The following is a 14,274-nucleotide window of genomic DNA, read 5'->3' on the forward strand; positions in this document are numbered from 1 at the left end:
CGCGCCGTTTCCAGCCTGAGGGCATAGCGTCAGGGCGGGTGCCGCGGGGCGGCTGCACCATAAAAAAACACAGCCTGATCACTATTGGTGCAATGTTATCAGAACGCGCCATCAGGTTGCGTCGCTATGCTGGAAACAACCTATAAAAATGCCGGCGGCTTCACATCCCGCGAATAAATCCGGCAGGATTTTCACCGTCAGTTAGCGCCCTGCCAGCGCTGGAACAGGTCCTGCGGCAGCGCGATATCGAATTGGTCCAGCACCCGGTTGACGGTCTGGTCGACCACGTCGTGCAGGGTGACGGGACGGTGATAAAACGCCGGCACCGGCGGCATGATGACGGCGCCCATTTCCGCGGCGGCGGTCATCAGCCGCAGATGGCCCACGTGCAGCGGCGTTTCGCGCACGCCCAGCACCAGGGTGCGCCGCTCTTTTAACACCACGTCGGCCGCACGCGTGAGCAGGCTGTCGCTGTAGCTGTTGACGATGGCCGACAGGGTTTTCATTGAACAGGGCAGAATCACCATGCCGGCGGTGTGGAAGGAGCCGGAGCTGATATTGGCGGCAATGTCGCGGCAATCGTGGAACTCATCCGCCAGGGCCTGCAAATCGCGCACGCTGTAATCGGTTTCAAGGGCCAGCGTCTGGCGCGCGGCGTTGCTCAGCACCAGATGGGTTTCAATGCCGTCCAGCGCCTTGAGCACCTGCAGCAGCCTGATGCCATAAATGGCGCCGCTGGCGCCGGTAATGCCGACGATCAGTCGTTTCATGTCAGTTCTCCCTGTCGCGGACGCCGGATGGATCGGCGCCGCCCATAATAAAAACACCCGGCGCGTGTTACCGCCCGGGTGCATATATCGTCTACCGGTTAACCGCCGGGGGATCGGTGCGGGTTGCGCCCCTCACCCTTCGTTATACATCTCCAGGTTTTCGACTTCGTTTTGGCGCTGGACGGCTTTGACGTCGTCGTTGCGTAACGATTCAAGATAGTCGAGATAACGCTGGTCGACATCCTTGGTGACGTAAATACCGTTAAATACCGAGGATTCAAATTGTACCACATCCGGGTTATCTTCCCGCACCGCCGCCTCGAGGTCGCCGAGGTCCTGGAAGATCAGCGCGTCCGCGCCAATCAGCGCGCGGATTTCGTCCACTTCGCGGCCGTGGGCAATCAGTTCGGTGGCGCTTGGCATATCAATGCCGTAGACATTGGGGAAACGGATTTCCGGCGCCGCGGAGGCCAGGTAGACATTACGCGCCCCGGCTTCGCGCGCCATTTCCACGATCTGTTCGGACGTGGTGCCGCGCACGATGGAGTCGTCCACCAGCAGTACGTTTTTATCGCGGAACTCGGCGCGGTTGGCGTTGAGTTTGCGGCGTACCGATTGGCGGCGCACCTGCTGGCCGGGCATGATAAAGGTACGGCCCACGTAGCGGTTTTTTACAAAACCCTGGCGGTAAGGCAGGTTGAGGATGCGGGCGATTTCGAGCGCGATATCGCAGGATGTTTCCGGGATGGGGATCACCACGTCGATATCCAGGTCTTCCCATTCACGGGCGATTTTTTCGCCCAGTTTTTGCCCCATGCGCACGCGGGCGCTGTAGACCGAAATTTTATCGATAAAGGAATCCGGGCGGGCAAAATAGACATATTCGAACAGGCACGGATGGCTTTGGGGGTTTTCGGCGCACTGGCGGGTGAACAGTTGGCCCGCTTCAGTGATATACACCGCCTCGCCCGGCGCCACGTCGCGCAGGAACTCAAAGTCCAGCGTATCAAGCGCCACGCTTTCGGAAGCCACCATGTATTCGTTGCGTCCGTCGGCGAGGGTGCGCTTGCCGATAACCAGGGGGCGGATGCCGTTCGGATCGCGAAACGCAATCAGGCCATGGCCGATAATCATGCCGACCACGGCATAGGCGCCGCGGATCTGCTGGTGGGTGGCCGCAACCGCCGCGAAGATATCATCGGCTTCCAGCGGGTAGTCCGGGAAGCGGTCCAGTTCGCTGGCCAGGATATTCAGCAAGATTTCCGAATCGGACGTGGTATTGATATGCCGGCGTCCTTTTTCGAATAATTTTTTGCGTAATTCGTGGGCGTTGGTCAGGTTGCCGTTATGCGCCAGGGTGATGCCGAACGGGGAATTGACATAGAAGGGTTGCGCCTCGGAGGCGCTGGAACTGCCGGCGGTGGGGTAACGTACATGGCCGATGCCCATGGTCCCCTGCAAACGCTGCATGTGGCGTGCTTCAAATACATCCTTCACCAGGCCATTGGCTTTGCGCAGGCGAAAGCAATCCAATGCATCAATGGTGACGATGCCTGCGGCATCCTGCCCACGGTGCTGGAGCACCGTTAACGCGTCATAAATCGACTGGTTGACCGGCATAAATCCGGCGATACCGACAATACCGCACATAATGTCATTTCCTCATCAGCGTTACCGAAGCGTGAGATGCTTGGGTAAGAAACTCGACGTGCTTTGCAGATAGTCGAAGAACCATCTGATAATACCGCTGAATTGCGGTATAAGCTGGGACTGCTGCCAGTCCGCGCTCTGGGAGAAGCCGGTGAAGGTATCCAGGAAGAATAGCATGGCCGATACGACCAGTATGCCCCTGAGTGCGCCGAAACAGACGCCCAACACGCGGTCGGTGCCGGATAAACCGGTCCGCTCCACCAGAGAGCCAATCACGTAGTTGACGATTGCCCCGACGATCAGGGTAGCCACGAACAGCAAGGCAATCGCGATACCGTTACGAACCAGCTGATCTTCAAAGCGGGTAAAATAGATAGCAAGATAAACATAATAGTGGCTGGCCACAAAAAACGCACATGCCCATGTCACTAATGATAATGCTTCACGTATAAACCCGCGAATCAGACTTATCAGAGCAGAAAATACGATGATGCCAATAATGACGTAATCAACCCAGATCATGCATGCATCCCTTGGTCATCCGCCCCGAAGCTGGTTCGCGGCGAATTCTATCAGAAAACGAAAACGTTTGCGCAGCGGAATTCCTGCCCAAAGTTAAATAAATAACGGCGATTAAAAAAAGCCAATCGCCGCAGGAAGATAGGCCGGCGACGGCACGCTCTCCCTTTAACACGCCTTGTGCAAGGACGGTGCTAGCGGGCCTACCGCGCCATGGGGCGCTCGGTCGGGCGGGAACACCACGCCCGATTCGACCCCATTGGCACGCTCTCCCTTTAACACGCCCTGTGCAAGGACGGTGCTAGCGGGCCTGCCGCGCCATGGGGCGCTCGGTCGGGCGGGAACACCACGCCCGATTCGACCCCATTGGCACGCTCTTCCTTTAACACGCCTTGTGCAAGGACGGTGCTAGCGGGCCTACCGCGCCATGGGGCGCTCGGTCGGGCGGGAACACCACGCCCGATTCGACCCCATTGGCACGCTCTTCCTTTAACACGCCTTGTGCAAGGACGGTGCTAGCGGGCCTGCCGCGCCATGGGGCGCTCGGTCGGGCGGGAACACCACGCCCGATTCGACCCCATTGGCACGCTCTCCCTTTAACACGCCCTGTGCAAGGACGGTGCTAGCGGGCCTACCGCATATCTATTACCGGGGCTGGTAAGCCCGCAGCTGGCCGCTCAGGCCGCTGAGCTGGTTCATTTCAGGCAGCGAGCTTTGCAGCTTTTGCTTCGATGCGTCCGGCCCGACGAAAATGCGTGTAATCTGCCCCGCCACCGGCGTCGACGGCACGGTATAGACCCGGTAACCGGACAAGCGCAGCTTGCCGACAATTTCAGTTACCTTGGTCGCGTTTTTCAGCGCCCCGAGCTGCACTACCCAGGCTTGTCCCTGTGGCGCCTGTTCCGGGGTTTCCTTTTCCACCGGCTTAGGCGCGGCGACCGGTTTGGCTTCAGGGGCCGCGTCCGTGCGCGGCGCAACGGGTTTGGCCTCGGCGATTTCCGTGCGGGCCTCGGGCTTCGCGGCCGGCTTGGCCGGTTCCACGCGCGGCGCGGGCGCGGCGACGGGTTTGGCTTGCTCAGGCCGCGCGGTGGGTTTGACCGGCTCCTGGCGCGCGGCGGCGGTGGGTTTGGCCGGTGCGGCCTTTACCGTCTCGCGCGGCGGGGCCTTGGGCGCTGCCTTCACCGGCGGCGACGCTGGCTGCGGGGCGTCCGGCGTGTCGGAGTCGTCCGCATCCGGCGCCTGGCTGGCCTGCTCTACCGCCGCCCCCGCGCCTTCCGGCGGCTGGCTGGGCAGGGCCTGGTTGGCCTGCGGCGAGGCATCCGCCTCGTCGCTGTCGCCGGGTTTAGGCACCAGGGGAATAGCGGCAAACTCGTCCTGGTAGTGCTTTTTTTTGCCATCCAGCAGCCCGGGCAGGACAATAACCCCCAAGGCGACGATGATGATGGTTCCCACCAAGCGGTTTTGAAACTTACTCGCCACGTTCTTTCTCCGGGTCTGTTATCGCAACGATCGGCGCCACGGTATGAAATGAACCAAACACCAGCACGCAGTCATCGGCGTCGGCATCCTGCAACGCCTGTCGCCAGGCCGAGGCCACATCGTCAAATTGCCGGGCATGATCGAGATGGGCCGCCAGCCGCGCCGCGGTAGCGCCGCGCGCGTCAATCAGGGTGGCGCAATACCATTCAGCCACCTGCCCGCGCAGGCAGCCCAGGGTGCCGGCAATATCCTTGTCGGCCAGCATGCCCACCACGGCGCGCACTTTCCCCCGGATTTTCAGGGTTGCCAGCCGTTGCGCCAGATACCCGGCGGCGTGTGGATTATGCGCCACATCCAGGATGCGCAGCGGCCGTTGGCCGACGACCTGGAAACGGCCCGGCAGGGACGCCTCGGCGAGTCCCCGGCGGATGGCCTGGTCGGAGACCGGCAGGGGAAAACGCCGGAGCGCCGCAAGGGCGGTGGCGGCATTTTCCAGCGGAATCAGCGGCAGCGGCAATCCGGTCAGCGCCGACTGCTGGTCGCGCCAGTCCCAGGTATCGCCGTCCCGGCTGAAGCGCCAGTCGCGATCGCGGCAGTACAGCAGCGCGCCCACGGCGAGCGCCGTGCTGTCGATTGAGGCGGGTCGATCCGGTTCGCCGACCACAGCCGGGCGGCCCGCCCGCAGGATACCGGCTTTTTCCCGGCCGATACTCTCGCGATCCGGCCCCAGCAGTTCGGTATGATCAAGGGCGATGCTGGTGATCACCGCCACATCGGCATCAACGATATTGGTGGCATCCAGCCGCCCGCCCAGGCCGACCTCGAGCACCGCCACGTCCAGCTGCGCCTGCTTGAACAGCCAAAAGGCCGCCAGGGTGCCGAACTCGAAATAACTTAGCGAAGTGGCGCCGCGCCCCGCTTCAACCGCCGCCATGGCCGCGCTGTGCTGCGCCTCGGGCAGTTCCCGCCCCTGGATGCGCACCCGTTCGGTATAATGCAGCAGATGGGGAGAGCTGTAGACGCCGACCTTGAATCCCGCGGCCAGCAATACCGCCTCGATCAGCCGGCAGGTGGTGCCTTTGCCGTTGGTGCCCGCGACGGTAATAACCCGGGGGGCGGGACGCAGCAGCGCCATATCGGCGGCGACCAGGCCTACCCGATCCAGGCCGAGGTCGATGGTCTTGGCGTGCAGGCGTTCAAGATAATGCAGCCACGCCGCCAGCGGCGAGGTGGCTTGTGGAGCAACAAGGTTTTCCATAGGCCCCGTCCTCAGACTTCGTCCGGACGCTCTTCGTGGATCGTCTCAGGCCTCGCCTCATGGGAATGTTCCGCTTCCGGCTGCGGCCTGCCGGTCATTTTGGCCAGCAGTCCCGCCAGTTTAAGGCGCATCTCCGGCCGGCGGATAATCATATCAATGGCGCCTTTCTCCAGCAGGAATTCGCTGCGCTGGAACCCGGCCGGCAGTTTTTCCCGTACCGTTTGTTCAATGACGCGCGGCCCCGCAAAACCTATCAGCGCCTTGGGTTCGGCGATATTCAAATCGCCGAGCATGGCGAGACTTGCGGATACGCCGCCCATGGTCGGATCGGTAAGCACCGAAATATAAGGCAAACGGCGCGCGCGCAGCTTCGCCAGCGCGGCGCTGGTTTTCGCCATCTGCATCAACGATATCAGCGCTTCCTGCATACGGGCGCCGCCGCTGGCGGAAAAGCAGACCAGCGGGCATTCGTCTTCCAGCGCCTGCTCGACGGCACGGACAAAACGCGCCCCGACCACCGACGACATAGAGCCGCCGATAAAGGCGAATTCAAAAGACGCCGCGACCACCGGCATAGCGTATAGGGTGCCTTTCATTACCACCAGCGCGTCTTTTTCATCGGTGGCTTTTTGCGCCGCCGCCAGGCGGTCTTTGTATTTTTTCGAGTCCTTGAACTTCAGGATATCCCGGGGTTCCAGCTCGCTGCCCAGCTCCACCTCGCTGCCTTTATCCAAAAAGGCATGCAGGCGGGCGCGGGCGGTCATGCGCATATGATGATCGCATTTGGGGCAGACCTCGAGGTTGCGCTCAAGCTCGGCACGGTAGAGTACCTGCCCGCAGCTATCACACTTGGTCCATACGCCTTCGGGGATATTCGCCCTGCGCGCCGGGGTGATAGTGCTCTTGTTAAGTATTCGTTCAATCCAGCTCATCGATAACCTTTCTGTTTGAACCTGGCAAGCGCCAGTCCGCTATTCATACCTTGGCCGCGGCGCGGCAGGACGTCCGTCGTTGTCTTGCCGCCGCCTTATTCAACGCGCCTGGACGGCGCGATGAAGAGCCTTTGAAAATGTCGCCCATTAAACCATAACCGCCAACGAGTTGGGATAGAAAACTCTGCCCGTCGCTCACAAATCATCCATGGCGCGGACAAATCCCGCGCGTTTATCTGCGGGCGGCGGCGCGCCTGTGGCGCCATACCTCAATCACCCCGGGCAGGATAGACAGCAGAATGATGGCGACAATCAATAATTTCAAGTTTTCCTGCACCACCGGCAGATCGCCGAACAGGTAACCGGCATAGGTAAACAGGACTACCCATATGACGCCGCCGGTAATATTGAACAGGGCGAAATGGCGATAGGACATATGTCCCATGCCGGCGACGAAGGGCGCGAACGTCCTGACAATCGGCACAAACCGGGCCAGGATAATGGTTTTACCACCGTGACGCGCGTAGAACTGGTGGGTCTTGTCCAGGTAGCTGCGGCGGAAAATCCTGGAATGGGGATTACTGAACAGTTTTTCACCGAACAGCCGCCCGATGGTGTAGTTGACCGCATCGCCCAATATCGCGGCGGCGGCCATCAGCAGCGCCATCAGATGCACATCCAGGCTGTTGCTCGGCAAGGCCGCCAGCGCGCCCGCGACAAACAGCAGCGAATCGCCGGGCAGGAAGGGCGTCACCACCAGACCGGTTTCACAAAACAGAATGAGAAACAGGATGGCGTAGACCCAGATGCCGTACTGCGCCACCAATTCCGCCAGATGGACGTCAATATGCAGAATAAAATCAATAATAAATCTTATAAATTCCATGTTCAGAATTCCGGAAGCGCAAATGATATGTTCAGTACCGTCAATCCAGCAGGAATAACGGTCCCATGGGAGGATACGGCAAATCGAACTGGCCAGGGTAGTCCACCGCCACCAGATAAAGCCCTTCCGCCCTGGCAGTAGCAGCGGCCAGGGCGCGATCCCGTGCTTCCAGTAATTCGTTCATCCACTCCAGCGGACGGTTGCCGCAGCCTATTTCCATCAGGCTGCCCACGATATTACGCACCATATGATGCAGGAAAGCGTTGGCCTTGATATCCACCACGATATAAGCGCCGTGGCGCGTGACCTGCAGATGTTTTAGATTGCGCCAGGGCGTGCGCGACTGGCACTGCAGGGCGCGGAATGATGTAAAATCATGTTCGCCCAGCAGACATTGCCCCGCCCGCTCCATGATATCCGCATCCAGCTGATGGTAATAATGCGTCACGCCCCGGGATAAAATTGCCGGGCGATAAGGATGATTATAGATAATATAGCGGTAACGACGCGCCGTGGCGCTAAAACGCGCGTGAAATTCGCCCGCGACGGCGCGGACCCAGCGCACCGCCACGTCCGGCGGCAGGTTGGCGTTAACGCCCAGGGTCCAGGCGGAGTCTTCGCGCCGCGCGCCGGTGTCGAAATGCACCACCTGGCCGGTGGCGTGCACTCCCGCGTCGGTACGCCCGGCGCACTGCACCGCGATCGGCTCGTTGGCGACTTTGGATAAGGCCTGCTCCAGGCAAGACTGGACGCTGACGACTTCCGACTGGCGCTGCCAGCCGTAGAAACGGCTGCCGTCATATTCAATGCCCAGCGCTATCCTGGACGTTGCCGGCTGATCGGCGAATACTTCCCGGGACATTAATAAAAGTACTCCGCCACCAGCAGCTCCGCGGTCAGCAACGCCATCAGCGCGCCGCCGAAGCGGACATTATCCGCCACCGACCAGAATTGCAGCAGATCCGGCATGCCGTAATCGTTGCGCAGGCAGCCGATGCTAAGGTGCGCCTGTCCCGAGGCATCCTCCACCTGGGTGGGATACTCCCCTTCCTCGCTGACATTGATGCTTTCGCCCGCCGTTAACGCGTCGCGCGCTTCCTCAGGGCCCATCGGCCGCTGGGTTTCCAGATGCACCATCTGGGCGTGGCCGTAAAATACCGGGGCCTGGACGCTGCTGACCGCAATCGGCAATCCCTCGTCCTGCAGAACCTTGCGCACTTCATCCACCAGGCGCCGCTCAACCTGGACGCTGCCCAGTTCGTCCGCCACCAGAGGCAACATATTAAACGCCAACTGGCGGCTGAAGAAGCCCGGCTCGGTGGGCAGGCCGTTCAGCAGCCTGGCGCTTTGGCCCGCCAACGCGTCCACCGCCGCCTTGCCCTGGCCGGAAGCGGAGAGCAGGTTGACGACATGCAGCCGGGCGATGCCGGCCAGGTCGGTAAGCGGCCTCACCGCCAGCAGCAGCTGGCTGGTCAGGCTGTCGGCGACCGCCACCAGGTTGCGGTTGCGATAATCCGCCAGCACCGCGTCATTGACGCCGGGCACCACCAGCGGCACGTCCGGCTCCAGTGCGAACAGGCCGCTGGAATCGATAACCACGCAGCCCGCGGCGGCGGCGGGTTCAGCATAAAGCGCGCTGGCGCCGCTGCCCGCCACGAAAAAGGCCAGTTGCGCCTGAGTCCAGTCAAACTGCGCGGCGTCGGCGACCAGGATACTTTTGCCGTCGTAACGCAGGGTTTCACCGGCGCTGCGCTCGCTGGCCAGTAAAAACAGTTCACCTACCGGGAACTGCCGCTCTTGCAGCAATTCCAGCAGCGCCGTACCGACCGCGCCTGTTGCGCCCAAAAGGGCGATATTCCAGCCGTCAGACATAACAACTCTCCAAAGCAATGCATCATCGGGGCGGGGAGGCAGAGCCTGCCCGCGCAATAAGGTTATACCCGCCATACTTCACGTTAGGGTATAGGTACGGTCGGGTGTCTAGCGGGCGCCGGCCAGCAGGGCGTTAAAACCGAGTTCGCGCAGCGTCGCCGCCGCCGCGGCGTCATCGCTTTCAACACACAGCGACGACCATTCGCGTCGGTCATGGTACTGCCTGCGCAGCCGGTCGAATTCTCCCGGCATGGCCGCCACCCGGCGCAGGGACGCATCATCGCGGCGCACATCATACACCAGATGGACCAACTGGCGGAGCATCGCCTCGTCAAGGCCGCCGTGTAACCGTACCCGCTCTACCGACGGCCGGGGCAACAGCTCGCCGAGCGGCGCCCGCAGCGGCGTGCCGAGAAAAGCGCTGTATGCCTCGAAAACCTGGGTGGTGCCGCGCGCCTTGCCTTCGAGCGTATAGCCTGCAATATGCGGCGTGCCGATATCGACACGAGACAGCAGCGATGGCGACAGCGCCGGCTCCGGTTCCCAGACGTCAAGCACGGCGCGCATTTTTTTCCCGTGCTCCAGGGCGGCCAGCAGCGCGGCGTTATCCACCACCGCGCCGCGGCAGGCATTGATTAAAATACGGCCGTCGGGCAGCGCCGCCAGCAGTTCCGCATCCACCTGATGCCAGGTGCGATAAGGCCCGGACATGTTCAAGGGGGTATGGAACGTCAGCACGTCCGCCTCGCGCACCAGGGTTGCCAGCGGATGGAAATCCCCGTCATCGCCCCGATCGGCGCGCGGGGGATCGCACAACAGGGTGCGGATGCCCAGCGCCTTAAGGCGGCGATCGAGCCGCCCACCCACGTTGCCTGCGCCGATAATGCCGACGGTTTTATCACGCAGGGAAAAGCCGTCGCGCTCCGCCAGCATCAGCAGGGAGGAAAAAACATACTCCACCACCGCGACGGCATTACAACCCGGCGCGGCGGAAAAAGCGATGCCGGCCTGCTCCAGCCAGGCTTCATCCACATGATCGGTGCCCGCGGTCGCCGTGCCGACGAATTTCACGCCGCTGCCGGCCAGGAGCCCGGCGTTAACCTGAGTGACCGAGCGCACCATCAGCGCATCGGCGCCCGCAAGCGCTGCGGCCGACAGCTGGCGTCCGGCAACCGGCACGACCTCGCCCAACCGGCTGAACAATTCGTGGGCATAGGGCATGTTTTCATCGACCAGTATTTTCACATCCGACTCCGGAAGCCAGCGGCCTGCGTGTTAAAAAGGGGGAATATTTTGCCACCGAACGGGGAAAAATCCCAATGCTATCGCGCACGGGATTGGCACAACATATTAATACCGTATTATTATTGCCCGCTTATGTTTAGGATGCCCTAAGAAAAACCCTTTTATCCGCCAGGCTACTCTGAGAACCGTATCATGGCGGATTGACGTTAAAAGGACCGTCGCATGACTATTTTTTATCCCCTGCTGGCCGTGCTGATCTGGTCGGTCAACGCCATCGTCAGCAAAATGTCCGCCAGCGCCATCGACCCGGCGGCGATTTCCTTTTACCGTTGGCTGGTGGCCCTGGTGATACTGACGCCCTTTGTCCTGCCCGGCGTGCTGCGCAACCGCCGCGTCGTGCGCGCCCAGGGCTGGCGCCTGCTGGTGCTTGGCCTGCTGGGCATGGTGTTGTACCAAAGCCTGGCTTATTATGCCGCGCACAGCGTGAGCGCACTGTTTATGGGGATACTGAATTCGCTGATTCCGCTGCTGACGGTGCTATTGAGTATCCTGCTGCTGCGCGCCGTGCCGACGCTGGGCGTCTTGCTGGGCACCCTGCTCTCGTTCGGCGGCCTGGTCTGGCTGGTCAGCGCGGGGCATCCGCGGGTGCTGCTGAGCCACGGCATGGGCGGCGGCGAGCTGATGATGATAGGCGCATCCGCGTCCTATGCCCTGTACGGGGTACTGACCCGGCGCTGGACGATACCGCTGCCCAATTGGCAATCGCTTTATATCCAGGTGGCGTTCGGCGTGCTGCTCCTGCTGCCGGGGTTCCTGCTGGCGCCGGACGTTGGCCTGACCGCGCGCAATATTCCGCTGGTGATCTTTGCCGGTATCGCCGCGTCCCTGATCGCGCCTTACCTGTGGATCCAGGGGGTAATGCGGCTGGGTGCCAATACCGCGTCGATATTTATGAACCTGGCGCCGCTGTTTACCGCCGCCATCGCGGTACTTTTTTTACATGAGCGACTGCACAGCTATCACGTCGTCGGCGGTGGGATTACACTGTTGGGAGTTATATTGGCACAACGGCTGCGCATTCCCCTGATACGCAGGCCAGGTAAAGAGCAGAAAATGCCTTCCTGACGCGTGCCGCTACCGCAAGCCACGGCGGCTTGTTATCATTCGCCGCATTGTTGATCTGAGCGCACGATGCCATAACGCAGTTGCTATGGCCGGGCTGGACGACAGCGCCCTATGCTAAAGGATGAGTCATATGCAACCTGTAAGTGGCCCCGGTACACCTTTACAGGGCGATCCGCCCCATGGCGCCGCGGGCAGCGCACCTTTAGGGCCGGAGAGTGAAAAGCCGCTGACCACGGCGCAACGCACCGCCCTGGAGCGTCTGATTATCAAGATCATGGCGTTAAGCAACAGCAAGGCCCCGGAGATCTGGGCCGCATTGCGCCATCAATTGAATATCGCCAACGACGGCGAGCTGACGGCGGGCCATTTCCAGCCCGCCGAACAGCTGCTGCAAACCAGGCTGGGCCAGGCACAGCAAACCCACGCCGGGCGCCAACTTATGCAACAGCTCACCGAACTGCTGCCCCAGGGTAACAACCGCCAGGCGGTCAGTGATTTTATTCGCCGGGAATATGGTCATACCGTGCTAAGCCAGCTTGGCCCCGAGCAGTTGCTGCAGGTGGTGGCGTTACTGCAAAACGGCCAGCTGAATATCCCGCAGCCACAGCAGTCCGCCATTACCGATCGCACGCTGCTGCCGGCCGAACATCATGCCCTGAACCAGCAGATTACCCGCCTGGCGGCGGTCACCGGCGAATCCCCGGCGGAAATCTGGCAAAGCGTGATGACCATGATGGGCCTGAAAGCGGGCGATCCTATCCCGGCGCGCCATTTCCAGCTGCTGATGCAATTTCTGCAGGGACATATGACGCTGTCGCAGCAGGCCTCCCCTACCCTGGCATCGGTGCAGGCCACCCTGAAACAGCCGACCAATAGCGATGAACAGCAGGCAATAGAAGCGTACTGCCAACAGCATTTCAACGCGCTGCCCCAGAGCGTGCTGACGCCGGCGCAGGTGGGCGCGGTAATGCAGTTCCTGTTTATCTATCGCCTTACCCGCACGCAAAGCCAGCATCAAACCCCCGACGCCCGTCTGCTACAGCCGGCCATGAGCCCGCTTATCGCCACCGAGCCGATGACGCCGGCGGCAAAAACCATCCGCTCGCGCTGGATCATGGCGATTGCCGTGGCCGGGGTTCTGTTGCTGATCTGGATCCTGATCTGAGCTGATTGGCCGACAAAAAAACCATCCTGCATGCGGACACGCCGGCAGGATGGTTTTTTTATTACGGCCAGGGAAAGGATATTTCCGCATGCCCGATAGACGTTGCCTGACGCACGCCCAAAGGCATCACCCCGTTAGAGATACTTGCGCATGACCAGGGTGGCATTGGTGCCGCCGAACCCGAAACTGTTGGTCATTACCGTGTTCAGGCGCCGCTCGGTGGGTACGGTGATGACATTCATGCCTTCGGCCTGCGGATCGAGCTCATCGATATTAATGCTCGGCGCGATGAAGTTATGCTCCAGCATCAGCAGGGTATAGATGGTTTCATGCACCCCCGCCGCGCCCAGGGAGTGGCCGGTCATGGCTTTGGTGGAGGAAAACGCCGGCTGCTGGCTGCCGAAGGTTTCACGGATGGCCCACAGTTCCTTGACATCGCCCACCGGCGTGGAGGTGCCGTGTACGTTGAGGTAATCGATCGGGGTATCGACGTCTTTCAGCGCCATCTGCATGCAGCGGATAGCCCCTTCCCCGGAAGGCGCCACCATGTCGGCGCCGTCGGAGTTGGCGCCGTACCCGATAATTTCGCCATAGATATGCGCGCCGCGCGCCAGCGCGTGTTCCAATTCTTCCACCACGACGATACCGCCACCGCCGGCGATGACGAAACCGTCGCGATTGACGTCATAGGTACGGGACGCCCTGGCCGGGGTCTCGTTATAGCGGGTAGACAGCGCGCCCATGGCGTCGAATTCGCAGGCCATTTCCCAGCACAATTCCTCGCCGCCGCCGGCAAACACCACGTCCTGCTTGCCCAGTTGGATCATTTCCACCGCGTTGCCGATACAGTGCGCGGAGGTGGAGCAGGCGGAGCTGATGGAATAGTTGACGCCACGGATTTTAAACGGCGTCGCCAGGCAGGCGGACACGCCGGAAGCCATGGCCTTGGTGACCATATAGGGGCCGACGCCGCGCAGGCCGCGCGCACGCATGCCGTCGGAACCGGCAACCTGGTTGCGCGGCGAGCCGCCGCCGGAACCGACGATGAGGCCGGTGCGATCGTTGGAAACCTGCTCGGGGCTTAGCCCGGAATCCTGGATAGCCTGCTCCATGGAAAGGTAGGCATAAATGGAGGCATCACTCATGAAGCGCGCAATTTTACGATCGATCAGCCCGTTAGTATCAAGTTTAATATCCCCCCACACATGGCTGCGCATACCGGAATCTTTCAATTCCTGGGAAAAAGTGATTCCGGAGCGGCCTTGTTGCAGAGATGCCAGGACTTCTTTCTGGTCATTACCAATACTCGATAAGATCCCCAGGCCGGTAATCACTGCACGTTTCATTTAATACCTCTTGTATTTATATATAAG

13 protein-coding genes are annotated in these 14,274 nt (G+C 61.1%); 2 read left to right on the forward strand and 11 right to left on the reverse strand.

The features are described from left to right. Positions 1–197: 197 nt before the first annotated feature. The 10 genes from ACL2XQ_RS18255 to pdxB all read right to left on the reverse strand — a co-directional run bounded on the left by ACL2XQ_RS18255 (position 198) and on the right by pdxB (position 10,611). Positions 198–770, reverse strand: coding sequence for a UbiX family flavin prenyltransferase (locus ACL2XQ_RS18255; protein WP_413727939.1), 573 nt, complete (start codon positions 768–770; stop codon positions 198–200). A gap of 132 nt (positions 771–902) precedes the next feature. Beyond that, the gene (gene purF, locus ACL2XQ_RS18260; protein WP_413727938.1) at positions 903–2,420 is read right to left on the reverse strand and encodes an amidophosphoribosyltransferase; all 1,518 of its coding nucleotides are present in this window, start codon (positions 2,418–2,420) and stop codon (positions 903–905) included. A gap of 21 nt (positions 2,421–2,441) precedes the next feature. Then, complete coding sequence (cvpA, locus tag ACL2XQ_RS18265; protein WP_410014189.1) at positions 2,442–2,942, reverse strand: colicin V production protein; 501 nt, start codon at positions 2,940–2,942, stop codon at positions 2,442–2,444. A 642-nt stretch (positions 2,943–3,584) separates the two neighbouring features. Further along, positions 3,585–4,418, reverse strand: a complete 834-nt coding sequence (gene dedD, locus ACL2XQ_RS18270; RefSeq protein ID WP_413739532.1) for a cell division protein DedD — start codon at positions 4,416–4,418, stop codon at positions 3,585–3,587. Then, positions 4,408–5,676: a bifunctional tetrahydrofolate synthase/dihydrofolate synthase gene (folC, locus tag ACL2XQ_RS18275; protein ID WP_413739533.1), complete on the reverse strand. Its 1,269-nt coding sequence runs from the start codon at positions 5,674–5,676 to the stop codon at positions 4,408–4,410. Before folC ends, dedD begins: the two co-directional genes overlap by 11 nt. A gap of 11 nt (positions 5,677–5,687) precedes the next feature. After that, complete coding sequence (gene accD / locus ACL2XQ_RS18280) at positions 5,688–6,608, reverse strand: acetyl-CoA carboxylase, carboxyltransferase subunit beta (protein ID WP_410014186.1); 921 nt, start codon at positions 6,606–6,608, stop codon at positions 5,688–5,690. A 232-nt stretch (positions 6,609–6,840) separates the two neighbouring features. Further along, positions 6,841–7,494, reverse strand: coding sequence for a DedA family protein (locus ACL2XQ_RS18285; protein ID WP_410014185.1), 654 nt, complete (start codon positions 7,492–7,494; stop codon positions 6,841–6,843). A 40-nt stretch (positions 7,495–7,534) separates the two neighbouring features. Beyond that, positions 7,535–8,356, reverse strand: coding sequence for a tRNA pseudouridine(38-40) synthase TruA (gene truA / locus ACL2XQ_RS18290; RefSeq protein WP_413739534.1), 822 nt, complete (start codon positions 8,354–8,356; stop codon positions 7,535–7,537). Further along, positions 8,356–9,366 carry an aspartate-semialdehyde dehydrogenase gene (locus ACL2XQ_RS18295; RefSeq protein WP_410014183.1) on the reverse strand — a complete coding sequence of 337 codons (1,011 nt, stop codon included), beginning with the start codon at positions 9,364–9,366 and terminating at the stop codon, positions 8,356–8,358. Before ACL2XQ_RS18295 ends, truA begins: the two co-directional genes overlap by 1 nt. 108 nt (positions 9,367–9,474) lie before the next feature. After that, a complete protein-coding gene (gene pdxB, locus ACL2XQ_RS18300) occupies positions 9,475–10,611 on the reverse strand; it encodes a 4-phosphoerythronate dehydrogenase PdxB (protein WP_410014182.1) in 1,137 nt (378 codons plus the stop codon). Between the two features lie 222 nt (positions 10,612–10,833). On the opposite strand from pdxB, the gene ACL2XQ_RS18305 reads away from it, so the two are divergent. Both ACL2XQ_RS18305 and flk read left to right on the forward strand, forming a co-directional pair. Further along, complete coding sequence (locus ACL2XQ_RS18305; protein ID WP_410014181.1) at positions 10,834–11,736, forward strand: DMT family transporter; 903 nt, start codon at positions 10,834–10,836, stop codon at positions 11,734–11,736. A 130-nt stretch (positions 11,737–11,866) separates the two neighbouring features. Further along, a complete protein-coding gene (gene flk, locus ACL2XQ_RS18310; RefSeq protein WP_413739535.1) occupies positions 11,867–12,901 on the forward strand; it encodes a flagella biosynthesis regulator Flk in 1,035 nt (344 codons plus the stop codon). Positions 12,902–13,035: 134 nt separating this feature from the next. Here the strand turns inward: flk and fabB are convergent, their stop codons facing one another. Continuing rightward, positions 13,036–14,247, reverse strand: a complete 1,212-nt coding sequence (gene fabB, locus ACL2XQ_RS18315) for a beta-ketoacyl-ACP synthase I (RefSeq protein WP_413739536.1) — start codon at positions 14,245–14,247, stop codon at positions 13,036–13,038. Between the last annotated feature and the right edge of the window lie 27 nt (positions 14,248–14,274).

It is taken from the genome of Sodalis sp. RH14, assembly GCF_047324285.1.
Classification (GTDB): Bacteria; Pseudomonadota; Gammaproteobacteria; order Enterobacterales; family Enterobacteriaceae; genus Acerihabitans.

What these genes read in the sequence shown, in the direction of transcription:
- ACL2XQ_RS18255 (WP_413727939.1), bottom strand. Translation starts at nt 770, where the DNA reads ATGAAACGACTGATCGTCGGCATTACCGGCGCCAGCGGCGCCATTTAT.
- purF (WP_413727938.1), bottom strand. Translation starts at nt 2,420, where the DNA reads ATGTGCGGTATTGTCGGTATCGCCGGATTTATGCCGGTCAACCAGTCG.
- cvpA (WP_410014189.1), bottom strand. Translation starts at nt 2,942, where the DNA reads ATGATCTGGGTTGATTACGTCATTATTGGCATCATCGTATTTTCTGCT.
- folC (WP_413739533.1), bottom strand. Translation starts at nt 5,676, where the DNA reads ATGGAAAACCTTGTTGCTCCACAAGCCACCTCGCCGCTGGCGGCGTGG.
- accD (WP_410014186.1), bottom strand. Translation starts at nt 6,608, where the DNA reads ATGAGCTGGATTGAACGAATACTTAACAAGAGCACTATCACCCCGGCG.
- ACL2XQ_RS18285 (WP_410014185.1), bottom strand. Translation starts at nt 7,494, where the DNA reads ATGGAATTTATAAGATTTATTATTGATTTTATTCTGCATATTGACGTC.
- truA (WP_413739534.1), bottom strand. Translation starts at nt 8,356, where the DNA reads ATGTCCCGGGAAGTATTCGCCGATCAGCCGGCAACGTCCAGGATAGCG.
- ACL2XQ_RS18295 (WP_410014183.1), bottom strand. Translation starts at nt 9,366, where the DNA reads ATGTCTGACGGCTGGAATATCGCCCTTTTGGGCGCAACAGGCGCGGTC.
- ACL2XQ_RS18305 (WP_410014181.1), top strand. Translation starts at nt 10,834, where the DNA reads ATGACTATTTTTTATCCCCTGCTGGCCGTGCTGATCTGGTCGGTCAAC.
- flk (WP_413739535.1), top strand. Translation starts at nt 11,867, where the DNA reads ATGCAACCTGTAAGTGGCCCCGGTACACCTTTACAGGGCGATCCGCCC.
- fabB (WP_413739536.1), bottom strand. Translation starts at nt 14,247, where the DNA reads ATGAAACGTGCAGTGATTACCGGCCTGGGGATCTTATCGAGTATTGGT.